Source organism: Streptomyces lushanensis (assembly GCF_001700515.1).
Classification (GTDB): domain Bacteria; phylum Actinomycetota; class Actinomycetes; order Streptomycetales; family Streptomycetaceae; genus Streptomyces; species Streptomyces lushanensis.
Genome location: NZ_MAUD01000258.1, coordinates 1 through 14,815, shown reverse-complemented (window position 1 = coordinate 14,815; position 14,815 = coordinate 1). Strand labels below are relative to the sequence as shown.

Genomic DNA, 14,815 nt, shown 5'->3' with positions numbered 1-14,815 from the left:
AGGATGTCCGGATGGACATCATGCTCTTCCATTCCGTCCACGGTCCGCGCCCCGCCGTCCATGATGCGGCCGACCGGCTGCGTGCGGCCGGGCACCGGGTGCACGTGCCCGACCTCTTCGACGGACAGACCGCCGAGACCGTGGAGGAGGGCAGGGCCCTCAAGGACAAGATCGGCAAGGAGGAGCTGCTGAGGCGCGCGGTCCTGGCCGCCGCGCCGTACTCCGAGCGCGGTCTGCTGTACGCGGGATTCTCGCTGGGCGGCTCCGTCGCGCAGACCCTGGCGCTGGGCGACACCAAGGCGCGCGGACTGCTGCTCCTGCACGGCACGTCCGACATCGCGGAGAACGCGTCCGTGGACGAGCTGCCCGTACAGCTCCATGTCGCGGACCCGGACCCTTTCGAGTCGCACGACTGGCTGACCGCCTGGTATCTGCGGATGCGGCAGACCGGGGCCGATGTGGAGATCTACCGCTACCCGGGGGCAGGGCATCTCTACACGGATCCCGGTCTGCCGGACTACGACGAGCCGGCCGCCGAGGAGACCTGGCGGATCGCTCTGGCGTTCATCGCGTCGCTCTGAGCGTGTCCTGCGGCGCGCGTACCGCGGTTTCGCCGGCCGGACGGATCCCGTGGCCGCCGCGGGTCAGCGTACGGGCCGCTCCGCCCTCTCGACCCGCTGCGAGCCGGACGCCGTGCGGTAGGAGCGGGCCCAGGAGGCGGTCGCTCCGGGATCGGTCCGGTCGGAGATCGTGTAGTAGTCCATCTGCGTCTGCTCGGCGGTGACATCGAGCACGCCGTAGCCGTGGTGGTCCATGTCCACCCACTTCACATGGCGGTTGGCGAGCTGCACCGCCGCCGCCGCGACCACGGAGACCGTGCCCGCCGGTACATGGAGGATGTCGTCCAGGTTGTCGGAGGTGACCGAGGTGACCACGAACTCCGTGGCGGCGGAACGGGAGAGCGGGTAGGTGGCGGCGGTGACCGGCACATCGTTGGCCCAGGCCATATGGATGTCACCGGTCAGGAAGACGGTGTTCTTGATCCCGCGCTGGGTGAGATGCGCGAGCAGTTCCTTGCGGTCGTCCGTGTAGCCGTCCCACTGGTCGACGTTGACCGCGAGCCCCTCCTTGGGCAGCCCCAGCAGCTCGGCTATCGGGCCCAGCAGATGGACGGGGAGGGACCCGAAGGCGACGGGCGAGATCATCACGGAGGTGCCGACCAGCTTCCAGGCGGCGTCCGAGCCCGCCAGTCCCGCCTTGAGCCAGTCGAGCTGGGCGCGGCCGGTGATCGTACGCTCCGGGTCGTCCACCGCGCTGTTGCCCGCGGTCGTCTGCTGCGAGCGGAAGGAGCGCAGATCCAGCAGATGGAGATCGGCGAGTGAGCCGAAGCGCAGCCGGCGGTAGACCGTGCCCTCGGTGGAGGCGCGGACGGGCATCCACTCGAAGTACGCCTGCCGGGCCGCCGCCGCCCGCTCGGCCCAGGAGCCTTCCGTACCGGGCGTGTGGTTCTCCGCGCCGCCCGACCAGGCGTCGTTCGCGAACTCGTGGTCGTCCCAGATGGCGATCAGGGGATGGGCCGCGTGCAGCGCCCGCAGGTCGGCGTCGGTCTTGTAACGGCCGTGGCGGGTGCGGTAGTCGGCGAGGGTGACGATCTCGTGCGTCGGTTCGTGCTGCCGTACGGCATACTCCGCGGCCGGGAAGTCACCGGTCGCGTACTCGTAGATGTAGTCGCCGAGATGGAGGACGGCGTCCAGGTCGGCGCGGGCGGCGAGATGGCGGTACGCGGAGAAGTAGCCGGCCTCCCAGTTGGAGCAGGAGACCACTCCGAAGCGCACGCCCGGGGCGGCGGTGCCGGGTGCGGGGGCGGTGCGCGTACGGCCGACCGGGGACACGGTCCCGCCCGCGGTGAAGCGGAAGTGGTGGACGGTCGCCTGGCGCAGGCCCCTCACATCGACCTTGACCGTATGGTCCGAGGCGGCCCGGGCGGTGGTGGTGCCCCGGGCGACGACGGACGCGAACTCCCTGTCCTCGGCGACCTCCCAGCCCACCTCGGTCTCGGCTCCCCTGCCGGAGCCCGGCACGGCGTCGGAGGAGGGGGTGACCCGGGTCCAGAGCAGCACACCGTCCGGGAGCGGATCCCCGGAGGCGACACCGTGGAGGAAGGCGGGGGCCTCGGCGGCGGAGGCGGTGCCGCCGAGAACGACCGGAGCGGCGACAGCGGTGGCGGCGGCGGTGGCGGCAGCGGCCTTGACGACCGTGCGGCGACGCGGCGAAGAAGGCGGAAGACTGGTCACGGACCAGCACATTACTGACCAGTAGGCCGACCGGGCAGACGAATCGGGAATGTTCGTCTGCCCGTCGGACACCGGCCGCGCGACGGTCACCAGCCGGGGCCTTGCACCGCCTCTACGCCCCGGCGCCTCTACGCCCCGGTGCTTCTCCGCTTCTACGCGGCGAGGGCCTTGGTGATCGCCGTGTTGAACTCCGCCACCGTCATCGGCGCGTTCTCGCTGCCCTCCGCGGTGATCTTCCTGCCGTCCATCTTGAGGGTCGGGGTGCCGCCCACACCGCTCTTGTCGAAGACGGCGGACATCTTCATCGCCCAGGCGTCGTACGTCCCGTCCTCGACGTCCCGCTGGAACGCCTTGTTGCCCTTGAGCGCGTTCACCGAGTCGGCCACCTCGATCAGATAGCTGTCCTTGGCGAACTTGTCCTCGCTCTCCTCGGGGTGGTACTTCGCCGAGTACAGCGCGGCCTTGTACTGCATGAAGGCCTCGGGGCTCACATTGAGTGCCGCGCCCAGCGCGGAGAGGGCGTTCTTCGAGCCCGTGCCGTTGTCGGAGTTGTCGATGAAGGTCGCGCCGATGTACTTGACCTTGAACTTGCCGGCGTCGACATCGTTCTGGACCGTCTCGCCGACCGTCTGCTCGAAGCCCGCGCAGACCGGGCAGCGGGGGTCCTCGTACAGTTCGAGCGTCTTCTTGGCGTCGGCCTTGCCGATGACGACGGTCGTGCCGTCCGTGCCCTCGGTGTTCCCGGGCGCGACGACACCCGTCTCGTCCTTCATCGCCTCCCAGTGCGAGGGCTTGTTCGCCTGGACGACGGCGAAGCCCGCACCGCCCGCTATCGCGAGGACCACGACGGCCGATCCCGCGACGATGAGCTGGCGGCGGACCTTGTCCTTCCTCGCCTGACGCTCGCGCTCCTCGCGCAGCCGCTCGCGGGCCGCCGCCTTGTTCGTCTTGCTGTTCCGTGCGCTCATGATGAATGACTCCGTGTGATGACATGCCTCCGCCGAAGCGGAGCGGGGACGGGAGAGGGGCAGCCTGCTCGGACGCTCAGACGGAGCTGAGCGCGAGAAGCGGCGGCCCCCGCCGTCCCACGGAGTGCACGAGGAACCGGGTACGGGCGGGGCGCGGACGGTCCGCCGGGCGGATCCACCGGCGTACGGCACCGACGGCCGTGCCCGCCACGGTGACCGCGATCAGCAGCGGCCGGAACGCGGCCACGGCCACGGTCCGTACCAGACCCGACAGCGCGGACTCGCCGTGCCGCAGCCAGTACGTGGCGAGCAGCCCGATCGAGACATGGGCGGCCAGCAGCAGCCAGGGCAGGGCCGGGTCCGGGGAGTTCAGCAGAGTGGCTGCGGTGGAGTCCCCGGAGACCACGGCGGGCAGCGGCGCACCGAGGGCGCCGCCGCACAGGACGTCCAGGCCGACCGAGCGGAGCGACCCCGCGACGGGGCCGCCCGCCGGTCCGTAACAGACATGCTGGCCGCTGGTGAGGACGGTGTCCGCGGCCAGTTCGAGCGGGACGAGCAGGGCCGCTATCCGCCAGTAGCCGCGCTCGCGGCCCGCCGCCGCGTAGGCGAGCAGGAAGACCACGGCGCTGAGCGCGACGACCAGGGACAGCGGCACGGGGGCCCGGGAGAGCAGCACATGCGAGCCCGCGGACAGCGTCACGGCCAGTGCCGTGAACAGTGCCGCCCGCGTGGCCCTGAGCCGCGTCCCGGATATGTCCATCGCCGCCGAGTGTGCCACGCGCCCCTGTAAGCGGCCCTTAAGGCCCGGCTGTGAGTGTGCGGGCCGGGCCCGGGAACACGCCGGGCCCGGTCCTGCGGGGCCGGCCGGCCGTTCCTACGGGGCCAGCCGGCCGTTGCGGAACAGATCCACGAAGATCTGGTGGTCCGCCCTGGCCCGCGCCCCGTAGCCGTGCGCGAAGTCCACCAGCAGCTCGCCGAAGCCGTCCTCGTCGGCCGCGATCGCCGCGTCGATGGCACGCTCCGTGGAGAACGGCACCAGCGAATGGCCGCTCTCGTCGTCCGCCGCCGAGTGCATCGTGGCCGTGGCCCTGCCCAGATCGGCGACGACCGCCGCGATCTCCTCCGGGTCGTCCAGATCCGACCAGTCGAGATCCACGGCGTACGGGGAGACCTCCGCCACGAGCTGGCCGGCTCCGTCCAGCTCGGTCCAGCCCAGCCACGGGTCGGCGTGGGCCTGGAGCGCCCGCTGCGAGATCACCGTGCGGTGGCCCTCGTGCTGGAAGTACTCCCGGACGGTCCTGTCGGTGATGTGCCGCGAGACCGCCGGGGTCTGCGCCTGCTTCATATAGATCACGACGTCGTTCTCCAGGGCGTCGCTGTTGCCCTCCAGCAGGATGTTGTACGAGGGCAGGCCCGCCGAGCCGATGCCCACGCCCCGGCGCCCGACGACATCCTTCACGCGGTACGAGTCGGGCCGGGTCAGGCTGGACTCGGGGAGGGTCTCCAGATAGCCGTCGAACGCGGCAAGGATCTTGTAACGGGTCGCCGCGTCCAGCTCGATGGAGCCGCCGCCCGGTGCGAAGCGCCGCTCGTACTCCCGGATCTCGGTCATCGAGTCGAGCAGTCCGAAGCGGGTCAGCGAGCGGGCGGAGCGCAGCGCGCCGAGCAGCGGGCCCTGGGCGGTGTCCAGGGTGAAGGGCGGCACCTCGTCGTTCTTGGCGCCGGTGGCCAGCGCGTGGATCCGCTCGCGGTAGGCGCCCGCGTAGATCTCCACCAGCTCGGTGATCTGCGCGTCGCTGAGCGCCTTGGTGTAGCCGATCAGCGCGAGGGAGGCCGCGAAGCGCTTCAGGTCCCAGGTGAAGGGGCCGATGTACGCCTCGTCGAAGTCGTTGACGTTGAAGATCAGCCGGCCGTTGGCGTCCATGTACGTGCCGAAGTTCTCGGCGTGCAGATCGCCGTGGATCCAGACCCGGCCGGTGCGCTCGTCGAGGAAGGGACCCGTGGTCCCGCCGGAGCGCTCCTGCTCCAGATCGCTGTAGAACAGGCTCGCCGTGCCCCGGTAGAAGGCGAAGGCGGAGGCGGCCATCTTCCGGAACTTCACCCGGAAGGCCGCCGGATCGGCCGCGAGCAGCGCACCGAACGCGGTGTCGAAGACGGCGAGGATCTCCTCGCCGCGCTGTTCGTCAGCTGCCTCTACGGGTCGCGGGACCGACATGGCTGTGTGCCTCCTGGCGCAGGACAATCGGGGGTGGGGTACCTGAGGTGAGGGGCGGGTCCGGCGGAGCCGGAGCCCTCTCCCGGGCAACGCATGACGTTACTCGCGAGTGCCCGTCCGCTGTCAGTCCCGGGACGTAGACTTCGACGCTGTCCCCCCGAGACTGTCCGCAGCCGGGGGCCCGGGGATTGCGTCCGGGAAAACACACAGTGCCGTACGTTCGCTGGAGGCCTTCACCGTGACCAAGCCGCCGTTCACGCACCTGCATGTCCACACCCAGTACTCGCTGTTGGATGGTGCCGCGCGGCTGGGGGACATGTTCAAGGCGTGCAACGAGATGGGCATGTCCCACATCGCGATGACGGACCATGGCAATCTCCACGGGGCCTATGACTTCTTCCATCAGGCGAAGAAGGCGGGTGTGACGCCGATCATCGGGATCGAGGCGTATGTGGCGCCGGAGTCGCGGCGCAACAAGCGGAAGATCCAGTGGGGCCAGCCGCATCAGAAGCGCGACGACGTCTCCGGTTCGGGCGGTTATACGCACAAGACCATCTGGGCGGCGAACAGGACAGGGCTGCACAACCTCTTCCGGCTGTCGTCCGACGCGTACGCGGAGGGCTGGCTCCAGAAGTGGCCGCGGATGGACAAGGAGACGATCGCCCAGTGGTCCGAGGGGCTGATCGCGTCCACCGGATGCCCGTCGGGCGAGCTCCAGACACGGCTGCGGCTCGGGCAGTTCGACGAGGCGCTGAAGGCGGCTTCCGAGTACCAGGACATCTTCGGCAAGGACCGGTATTTCCTGGAGCTGATGGACCACGGCATCGAGATCGAGCACCGGGTGCGCGACGGGCTGCTGGAGATCGGGAAGAAGCTCGGCATCCCGCCGATCGTCACCAACGACTCGCACTACACCTACGCCGACGAGGCCACGGCGCACGACGCGCTGCTGTGCATCCAGACCGGCAAGAACCTCTCCGACCCGGACCGTTTCCGCTTCGACGGCACCGGCTACTACCTCAAGTCGACCGACGAGATGTACGCGGTGGACTCCTCCGACGCCTGGCAGGAAGGCTGCGCCAACACGCTCCTGGTGGCGCAGCAGATCGATACGGAGGGCTGGTTCCAGGAGCAGAACCTGATGCCGAAGTTCGATGTGCCGGAGGGCTTCACGGAGGTCACCTGGTTCCGTGAGGAGACCATGCGCGGCATGGCCCGCCGCTATCCGAACGGGATCCCGGACGACCGGCTCAAGCAGGTCGAGTACGAGATGGGCATCATCATCGAGATGGGCTTCCCGGGGTACTTCCTCGTGGTGGCCGACTTCATCATGTGGGCCAAGAACAACGGCATCGCGGTCGGCCCGGGGCGTGGTTCGGCGGCGGGTTCGATCGTGGCGTACGCGATGGGCATCACCGACCTCGACCCGATCGAACACGGTCTGATCTTCGAGCGGTTCCTCAACCCCGAGCGCATCTCGATGCCCGATGTCGACATCGACTTCGACGAGCGTCGGCGCGGTGAGGTCATCCGGTACGTGACGGAGAAGTACGGCGCCGACAAGGTCGCCATGATCGGCACCTACGGCAAGATCAAGGCGAAGAACGCCATCAAGGACTCGGCGCGGGTGCTGGGTTACCCGTACGCGATGGGCGACCGGCTCACCAAGGCCATGCCCGCCGATGTGCTCGGCAAGGGCATCGATCTCAACGGCATCACCGATCCCAAGCACCCGCGCTACAGCGAGGCGGGCGAGATCCGGGGGATGTACGAGAACGAGCCGGACGTGAAGAAGGTCATCGACACCGCGAAGGGTGTGGAGGGCCTGGTCCGGCAGATGGGTGTGCACGCGGCCGGTGTGATCATGTCGAGCGAGACGATCACCGACCATGTGCCGGTCTGGGTGCGGCACACCGACGGCGTGACCATCACACAGTGGGACTATCCGAGCTGTGAGTCGCTCGGCCTGCTGAAGATGGACTTCCTGGGCCTGCGGAACCTGACCATCATGGACGACGCCGTCAAGATGGTGAAGGCGAACAAGGGCGTCGATCTCGATCTGCTGGCCCTGCCGCTGGACGACCCGAAGACCTTCGAACTGCTCGGGCGCGGTGACACGCTCGGTGTCTTCCAGTTCGACGGCGGCCCGATGCGGTCACTGCTGCGGCTGATGAAGCCGGACAACTTCGAGGACATTTCCGCCGTCTCGGCCCTGTACCGGCCGGGCCCGATGGGCATGAACTCGCACACGAACTACGCGCTGCGCAAGAACGGCCAGCAGGAGATCACCCCGATCCACCCGGAGCTGGAGGAGCCGCTCAAGGAGGTCCTCGGCCTCACCCACGGCCTGATCGTGTACCAGGAGCAGGTGCAGAAGGCCGCCCAGATCATCGCCGGGTACTCCCTGGGCGAGGCCGACATCCTGCGCCGCGTGATGGGCAAGAAGAAGGCCGACGAGCTCGCGAAGAACTTCGTCCTCTTCCAGGCCGGCGCTAAGAAGAACGGCTACTCCGACGAGGCGATCCAGGCCCTGTGGGACGTGCTGGTCCCGTTCGCCGGATACGCGTTCAACAAGGCCCACTCCTCCGCGTACGGACTGGTCACCTACTGGACCGCGTATCTGAAGGCGAACCACCCGGCCGAGTACATGGCGGCGCTGCTGACATCGGTCAAGGACGACAAGGACAAGTCGGCGGTCTATCTGAACGAGTGCCGTCGTATGGGCATCAAGGTGCTCCCGCCCAATGTCAATGAGTCGCAGTCGAACTTCGCCGCACAGGGTGACGATGTGATCCTGTTCGGTCTGACAGCGGTGCGGAACGTCGGTCAGAACGTGGTGGACTCGATCATCCGGTGCCGTAAGTCGAAGGGGAAGTACAGCAGCTTCCCGGACTTCCTCGACAAGGTCGAGGCGGTGGTCTGCAACAAGCGCACGGTCGAGTCGCTGATCAAGGCCGGTGCCTTCGACGAGATGGGCCACACCCGCAAGGGCCTGGTCGCCCACCACGAGCCGATGATCGACAATGTGGTGCAGGTCAAGCGCAAGGAGGCCGAAGGGCAGTTCGACCTCTTCGGCGGCATGGGCGACGAGCAGAACGAGGAGCCGGGCTTCGGGCTCGACGTCGAGTTCTCCGACGTCGAGTGGGACAAGTCGTATCTGCTCGCGCAGGAACGCGAGATGCTCGGACTGTATGTCTCCGACCATCCGCTCTTCGGTCTGGAGCATGTGCTCTCCGACAAGGCCGACGCGGCGATCGCCCAGCTCACGGGCGGTGAGCACGCGGACGGCGCGGTCGTGACCGTCGGCGGCATCATCTCCGGCCTCCAGCGCAAGATGACCAAGCAGGGCAACGCCTGGGCGATCGCCACGGTGGAGGATCTGGCCGGCTCCATCGAGTGCATGTTCTTCCCCGCCACCTACCAACTGGTCTCGACCCAGTTGGTCGAGGACACGGTGGTCTTCGTCAAGGGCCGTCTCGACAAGCGCGAGGACATCCCGCGGCTGGTCGCGATGGAGCTGTCGGTGCCGGACCTGTCGTCGGCGGGGACCGACGCGCCGGTCACCATCACCATTCCCACGGTCAAGGTCACTCCGCCGATGATCAGCAGGCTCGGCGAGATCCTCAGCCACCACCGGGGGAACTCGGAGGTCAGGATCAAGCTCCAGGGCGCCCGCAAGACGACGGTGCTCCGGCTCGACCGGCACCGGGTGCAGCCCGATCCGGCGCTCTTCGGCGATCTGAAGGTACTGCTGGGCCCGGCCTGCCTGGCCGGCTAGGTCCTGGGCCAGGAGGCCGGTGGCAGGGTCCGGCACGGGGGGTTCCGGGTACCCCGTGCGTTCCCGGTGACCCGTGTGCGGAGAAGGGGCACGCCCTGTGGTGGGCGTGCCCCTCGTGCTTCGTCCCGGGCCTGTCCGGCGCGCCGGGCCGCGTGGTGTCGGTCAGCTGTGGCCTAGTCGTGGCCTAGTTGTGGCCGAAGCGCTTCTGCCGGCCCTTGTGCGCGTCATCCGTCGGCGAGATGTTCGACAGCCTCTCCCCGGACCGGTCCTCCATGGACGAGGATCCCGTCTCCTCGTGGCCACGCTGGGGCTCGGTGCGGTGCGGCTGCTTACTACTTCGGTCCCGACGGTCGCGGTTCTTGTTCTTGGCCATGGTGCTGCCTCCTGCGGGGGATGAGTCGGGTCCAGGGCCGCATTCAGCGTCACATAGGCCACGAACGGCCGCATTCTGGATCATTGCCGTCGGTAGTGGTGCCTTGTCGCGGGCCCGACCGGCGATCCGCCACGCCGATGATCGAGTTCCGGACGTTAACCCTCTTGCCGTCGGGCAGACTCGAAGCAAACCCGCAGTAACTCCCGATCTCCCGATCCCGAGGTTCCCGAAAGAGGGTGGAACACGTGGACCGCTGCGTCGTCCTGGTGGACGCCGGCTATCTGCTGGGCGCCGCCGCGAGTCTTCTCGCCGGAGAACCGGCACGTTCCCGTATCACCGTCGACCACGCCGCCCTCATCCAGGGCCTGCGCGAACGCGCCGAGGCCGATACGGAACAGCCGCTGCTCCGTATTTACTGGTTCGACGGGGCGCCCGACCGGGTCCCGCAGCCCGAGCACCGGCGGCTACGGGTCATGTCCCGTGTCACCGTACGGCTCGGCGCGCTGACCCGCAGTGACGGGCGCTGGGCGCAGAAGGGGGTCGACGCCGCGATGCACGCGGAGCTGACCGAGCTGGCCAGAAATCGTGCCTGCTCCGACGTCGTGCTCGTGACCGGGGACGGAGATCTGCTACCGGGGCTGATGTCGGCCAAGGAACATGGCGTCGCCGTACACCTGTGGGCGGTGCAGGCCGCCGACGGCGACTACAACCAGTCCGAGGATCTGGTCGCCGAGGCCGACGAGCGGCGGGTGCTCGACCGGTCCTGGATCACCAAGGCCGTACGCGCCAAGGATCTGGGCGGCATCTGCGCGCCCTCTCCCGCCCCGCGGCCCGAGATCGCGGCGATCCTCTCCGCGCCGCTGCCGGAGTCGGCGCTCGCCGCGTCCGCCGACCGTGCGACGGAGGAGGAGGAGACGAGGGCGGAACGGCGGAACGGCTCCGCGCCGCCTGTCGTGGAGCACGGCACCGCCGAGGCGCATCCGCCGGCCGTCGGCGCGAAGAGCGTGCCCACTCCCAAGGACCTGGCGAGCCTGCGCGCGCCGGGCGGCCCCGGCGGGCAGCCGGCCCAGCCGCCCGCGAGCGCGACGCTCCGGTGGTCCTCCGACAAGGGATGGGTGGAGCGGCCGGGCGGGGGTACGGCGGGTGAGCCGCCGGAGACGGCGTCGCTGCCGACGCTGGCGCAGCTCACCAGCGCGGAGCAGCGCTGGGCGGACCGCGAGGAGGACATCACCACGGTGGGCGGGGATCCGTTCGAGGTGGGACAGGTCTTCGCGCGCCGCTGGATGGAGCGGCTGCCGGACGCGAGCCATGTCCAGAAGCTGTCGGTGATGTACCCGCGGGTGCCGCACCGGATCGACGGGGAACTGCTGCGGTACGCGGCGCGGTTCGGGCTGCTGGCGCACAAGGACGACCAGATCGACGAGCACGACCGGTATGCGATCAGGGCGGGGTTCTGGCGGGAGATCGATGTCCGCGCGGCGGAGGCGCACCCCGGCTGACCGCGCCGTCGCGCCGCTCCCGCCGGGCGGCGGCGCAGGACCGCGGACGCTTCGAGGACGGCCGTACGGAGCCGGCCGTACGGCGGGACCGGCGTCAGACGGAGCGGTTCTCCGCGCTGACCATCCAGGCGTGCTTCTCCAGGCAGTCGATGATCGCGTGCAGCAGGTCGGCGGTGGAGGGGTCCTCGCCGTCGATCTGGTCATGACGGGTGCGCAGGGTGTCGACGGCGGTACGCAGGCGCAGGGTGACGAGGTCGACCACGGCGCTCACACTCAGCTCCCCCTCCGGGAACGCGGGAAGGGTGGTGGTCGCGACGACGGTGTCGGAGCGGCCGTCCGGCCGGGCCGCGAGGGCGCGCATGCGTTCGGCGATGGTGTCGGCCGCCTCCCGGGCGTCGGCGACGATCTGGTCCAGTTGCAGATGCAGGTCCCGGAAGTTGTGGCCGACCACGTTCCAGTGGGCCTGCTTCCCCTGGAGATGCAGTTCGACGAGGTCCACCACGATCTGCTGCAAGGCCCGGGCGAGCTGCGGCGAGGCCGTGAACCGGGCGGCGTCGTTCTCCGAGCGTCGGGAGCCCCCGGGGGCGGACGAAGCGGTCATGACGTCTCTCCTTTGAGAGCACAAGAGAGCGGGCCTCCTGCTCCGGAGGCCCGTCGGCCGACGCCATCCAGCCTATGAAGGTCCCTCTGCGCCGCCACCGGGCGCTCCGTTCGCCGGCCCACCCCGTCCGGTCGTGCCGGCGTGGCCCGGCGGGCACGGCGGGCGGCGTTCCCGGCTCGCCGGTCCCCAGCCGCCGCATCGGGCGTCGCGCCGCCCGCGCGAGGCACCGGCCGTAGCCGAGGACGCGGCCACCCGAGCCCTTGTCGGCCCGCTCACGGTCGCCCGGTCGGACGCACCCTTCCGGACCGCGCGGCGCCGGCCGGGCCATGGCACACGCCCCGGCGAAGCGGTGGCCTCCTGCGGGGGAGCCCGTCCGATGCCGGGTGGGGAAATGTGACCCAAGGGCCGGGTGGTCGGCGGGACCCCGTATGGTCGTTGCTCGTGAGTACGGTGTGCGTGGTGCGCGATCTGGTCAGGACGTACCCCGCCGCGCGCGGCAGACGTGGCACTCCGGGGACACCGGCGGTGCGCGCCACCGACGGGATCTCGCTCGATGTGCGGCGCGGTGAGATCTTCGGACTGCTCGGGCCCAACGGAGCCGGCAAGTCCACGCTCGTACGGCAGCTCACGGGGCTGATGCGGCCCGATTCCGGCGAGGTCGAGGTCCTCGGACACGATCTGGTGCGCCATCCCGAGCGGGCCTCGCGGCTCATCGGCTATCTCGGGCAGGAATCCACCGCGCTCGACGAGCTGACGGTCGCGCTCGCCGCAGAGACGACCGGCCGGCTGCGCGGGCTCGGGCTGCGGGCGGCGCGGGTCGAGCGGGATCTGGTGCTGGAGGAGCTGGGGCTCACCGCGATCGCCGGACGTCCGCTGAAGAAGCTCTCCGGCGGGCAGCGCAGGCTCGCCTGTTTCGCCGCCACGCTGGTGGGGGAGCGGCCCGTACTCGTACTCGACGAGCCCACCACCGGGATGGACCCCGTCGCACGGCGCGCGGTGTGGGCCGCGGTGGACCGGCGGCGGGCCGAGCACGGGGCGACCGTCCTGCTGGTCACCCACAATGTGATCGAGGCCGAGACGGTGCTCGACCGCGTCGCGGTGCTGGAGCGTGGCAAGGTCATCGCCTGTGACACCCCCTCGGGACTGAAGGAACAGGTCGCGGGTGAGGTACGGGTGGAGCTGGTGTGGCGCGAGCGCGCGCCCCTGGACGTTCCCGAGGTCGCCGCGCTGCGCGGCTTCGCGCAGGAGTCCGGCCGTCGGTGGGTGCTACGGCTCGCCCCGGACGAGGCGCGCGCGGCCGTCGCCGCCGTGACCGGTGGCGCGGCCTTCGCCGCGCTGGACGACTTCACGCTCGCCACGCCGAGCCTGGAGGATGTCTATCTGGCGCTCGGCGGGAGCACGAAGGGGCTGGTGAAGGCATGAGCGCCGTCCCCATGTCCCGCATGTACGGAGCGAACAGGAGCAGCGCCAGGTGAGCATCGTGCCCGTGGAGGCCGTGTCCGGAAGAGCGGCGGACACCGTGAAGCCGGTGGACGGCGGCCCCGCGCCGCTCGCGCCCCGGGCGCGGCTGCTGCCCTCGCTCGCCGCCGTCTACCGCGCCCAGCTCTCCCGCGCACGGGTCGCGCGGATCCCGTTGCTCTTCGTGGCGACGTTCCAGTCCGTCGGGATCATGGTCCTGATGCGGGGGGTCGTGGACGGAGGCGATGAGGCACGGGCGGTCGTCGCCGGGTCCAGTGTGCTGGTCGTGGCGTTCGTGGCGCTGAATCTGCTCGCCCAGTACTTCGGTCAGCTCCGGGCGAGCGGCGGTCTGGACCACTACGCGACGCTCCCGGTGCCGCCGGCGGCGGTGGTGCTGGGCGCGGCGGGCGCGTACGCCTCGTTCACGGTGCCCGGCACGGCGGTCACGGCCGTCACCGGCAGCGTTCTCTTCGATCTGCCGCTCACCCATCTCTGGGTGCTGGTGGCGGTGATTCCGCTCTCCGGCGCGGCCCTCGCGGGGCTCGGCGCGGCGCTCGGGCTGCTCGCGCCACGCCAGGAGCTGGCCACTCTGCTGGGCCAGCTCGGCATGTCCGCGGCGCTGCTGCTGGGCGTACTGCCGGCGGACCGGCTGCCGGAGCCGGTCGTCTACGCACGTGACCTGCTGCCTTCCACCTATGGCGTCGAGGCGCTCGCCCGTACGTTCGACGCGCATCCCGACTGGGCGGCCGTCGGTCTCGATCTCGCGGTGTGCGCGGCCGTCGGGGTCGTCTCGCTGGCCGTGGCGACCCGGGCGTACCGGCGCGCGGCGGTCCGATGAGGCATCACGGGGCCGGGCCTGGCACGATGGCACAGTGACCGCACCTCTGACGCCGCCTCACCAGCCGCCGCACGACGACCCCTGGCTGTCACCGCCCGCCGGGGCCATGCCCTTCGCCGGGGACGGCGCGGAGAAGGATGCCTCCGAGATGAGGACCGAGATCCGCCAGGCCGCCGTGGTACTGGTGGCCGTCGCGGTCTCGGGGCTGGTGCTCGGGCTGCTGTGGCTGTGGCTGGCCCCGCGCGTTCCGCTGATCTCGGACGCCACGGCGGTCTTCCTCCAGGACACCGAGGGCGAGGAGGCTGTCGCCGCGGACGGTACGTTCCTGCTGCTGGCACTCGGCTTCGGCGCCCTCAGCGCGGCGCTGGTGTTCCTCCTCCGCAGGCGCGGCGGTATCCCGCTGGTGGTGGGCCTCGCGCTGGGCGGACTGCTGGGCGCGGTGCTGGCCTGGCAGCTCGGCACCTGGCTGGGCCCCACCTCGGACGTGGTGGCGCACGCGAAGGCGGCCGGTACGGGTGTCGCGTTCGACGCGCCGCTCGAACTGAACGCGAAGGGCGCGTTGCTGGCGTGGCCGGTGGCGGCGATGGTGGTGCATCTGGCGTTGACGGCGCTGTTCGGCCCGCGCGATCCGGAACCGGAGTGGGACTGGGGTCCGTCGTACGGTCCTCCGGCGTCGTAACGCTTGGCGGGTGCGCTTCCCGGCGGTGCGCCTCCCGGCGGGGGGCCGTGGTGGGGGTGGTGCGCGGTGCGCCTGGCGGCGGTGCGCCTGTGGCGCGGGTGCGGTGTGTGGG

Annotated in this window: 12 protein-coding genes; 6 read left to right on the top strand and 6 right to left on the bottom strand. The window is 70.2% G+C overall.

Annotation, left to right across the window (positions count from 1 at the left end; all coding sequences use genetic code 11):
- Positions 1 to 11: 11 nt before the first annotated feature.
- A complete protein-coding gene (locus tag BFF77_RS20995) occupies positions 12 to 581 on the top strand; it encodes a dienelactone hydrolase family protein (protein WP_066952279.1) in 570 nt (189 codons plus the stop codon).
- A 63-nt stretch (positions 582 to 644) separates the two neighbouring features.
- Here the strand turns inward: BFF77_RS20995 and BFF77_RS20990 are convergent, their stop codons facing one another.
- The 4 genes from BFF77_RS20990 to BFF77_RS20975 form a co-directional block, all read right to left on the bottom strand.
- Complete coding sequence (locus BFF77_RS20990; RefSeq protein WP_066952234.1) at positions 645 to 2,306, bottom strand: alkaline phosphatase D family protein; 1,662 nt, start codon at positions 2,304 to 2,306, stop codon at positions 645 to 647.
- Between the two features lie 140 nt (positions 2,307 to 2,446).
- Positions 2,447 to 3,262, bottom strand: coding sequence for a DsbA family protein (locus BFF77_RS20985; protein WP_066952232.1), 816 nt, complete (start codon positions 3,260 to 3,262; stop codon positions 2,447 to 2,449).
- Between the two features lie 76 nt (positions 3,263 to 3,338).
- Positions 3,339 to 4,022 (bottom strand): hypothetical protein, encoded by a 684-nt coding sequence (locus BFF77_RS20980; protein ID WP_066952230.1) that lies wholly within the window; start codon positions 4,020 to 4,022, stop codon positions 3,339 to 3,341.
- 114 nt (positions 4,023 to 4,136) lie between these two features.
- Entirely contained in the window at positions 4,137 to 5,477 is a 1,341-nt protein-coding gene (locus tag BFF77_RS20975) for a DUF2252 domain-containing protein (RefSeq protein ID WP_066952227.1), read from the bottom strand.
- 238 nt (positions 5,478 to 5,715) lie between these two features.
- Between BFF77_RS20975 and dnaE the strand changes: the two genes are divergently transcribed.
- Positions 5,716 to 9,255 (top strand): DNA polymerase III subunit alpha, encoded by a 3,540-nt coding sequence (gene dnaE, locus BFF77_RS20970; protein WP_066952225.1) that lies wholly within the window; start codon positions 5,716 to 5,718, stop codon positions 9,253 to 9,255.
- Between the two features lie 184 nt (positions 9,256 to 9,439).
- Here the strand turns inward: dnaE and BFF77_RS20965 are convergent, their stop codons facing one another.
- Positions 9,440 to 9,628 carry a hypothetical protein gene (locus BFF77_RS20965; RefSeq protein ID WP_066952223.1) on the bottom strand — a complete coding sequence of 63 codons (189 nt, stop codon included), beginning with the start codon at positions 9,626 to 9,628 and terminating at the stop codon, positions 9,440 to 9,442.
- Positions 9,629 to 9,864: 236 nt separating this feature from the next.
- On the opposite strand from BFF77_RS20965, the gene BFF77_RS20960 reads away from it, so the two are divergent.
- A complete protein-coding gene (locus BFF77_RS20960) occupies positions 9,865 to 11,127 on the top strand; it encodes an NYN domain-containing protein (RefSeq protein ID WP_066952221.1) in 1,263 nt (420 codons plus the stop codon).
- 94 nt (positions 11,128 to 11,221) lie between these two features.
- Here BFF77_RS20960 and BFF77_RS20955 read toward each other — a convergent pair whose 3' ends face one another.
- Positions 11,222 to 11,728: a Dps family protein gene (locus BFF77_RS20955; protein ID WP_066952219.1), complete on the bottom strand. Its 507-nt coding sequence runs from the start codon at positions 11,726 to 11,728 to the stop codon at positions 11,222 to 11,224.
- Positions 11,729 to 12,178: 450 nt separating this feature from the next.
- Here BFF77_RS20955 and BFF77_RS20950 point away from each other — a divergent pair, with 450 nt between their 5' ends.
- From BFF77_RS20950 to BFF77_RS20940, 3 genes are read left to right on the top strand one after another with little or no spacing between them, the layout of a single operon-like run.
- Positions 12,179 to 13,150 (top strand): ABC transporter ATP-binding protein, encoded by a 972-nt coding sequence (locus tag BFF77_RS20950; RefSeq protein WP_211280287.1) that lies wholly within the window; start codon positions 12,179 to 12,181, stop codon positions 13,148 to 13,150.
- A 49-nt stretch (positions 13,151 to 13,199) separates the two neighbouring features.
- Positions 13,200 to 14,024, top strand: coding sequence for an ABC transporter permease (locus tag BFF77_RS20945; RefSeq protein ID WP_066952215.1), 825 nt, complete (start codon positions 13,200 to 13,202; stop codon positions 14,022 to 14,024).
- A gap of 34 nt (positions 14,025 to 14,058) precedes the next feature.
- Positions 14,059 to 14,703: a DUF2567 domain-containing protein gene (locus tag BFF77_RS20940; RefSeq protein WP_066952213.1), complete on the top strand. Its 645-nt coding sequence runs from the start codon at positions 14,059 to 14,061 to the stop codon at positions 14,701 to 14,703.
- Positions 14,704 to 14,815: the final 112 nt, after the last annotated feature.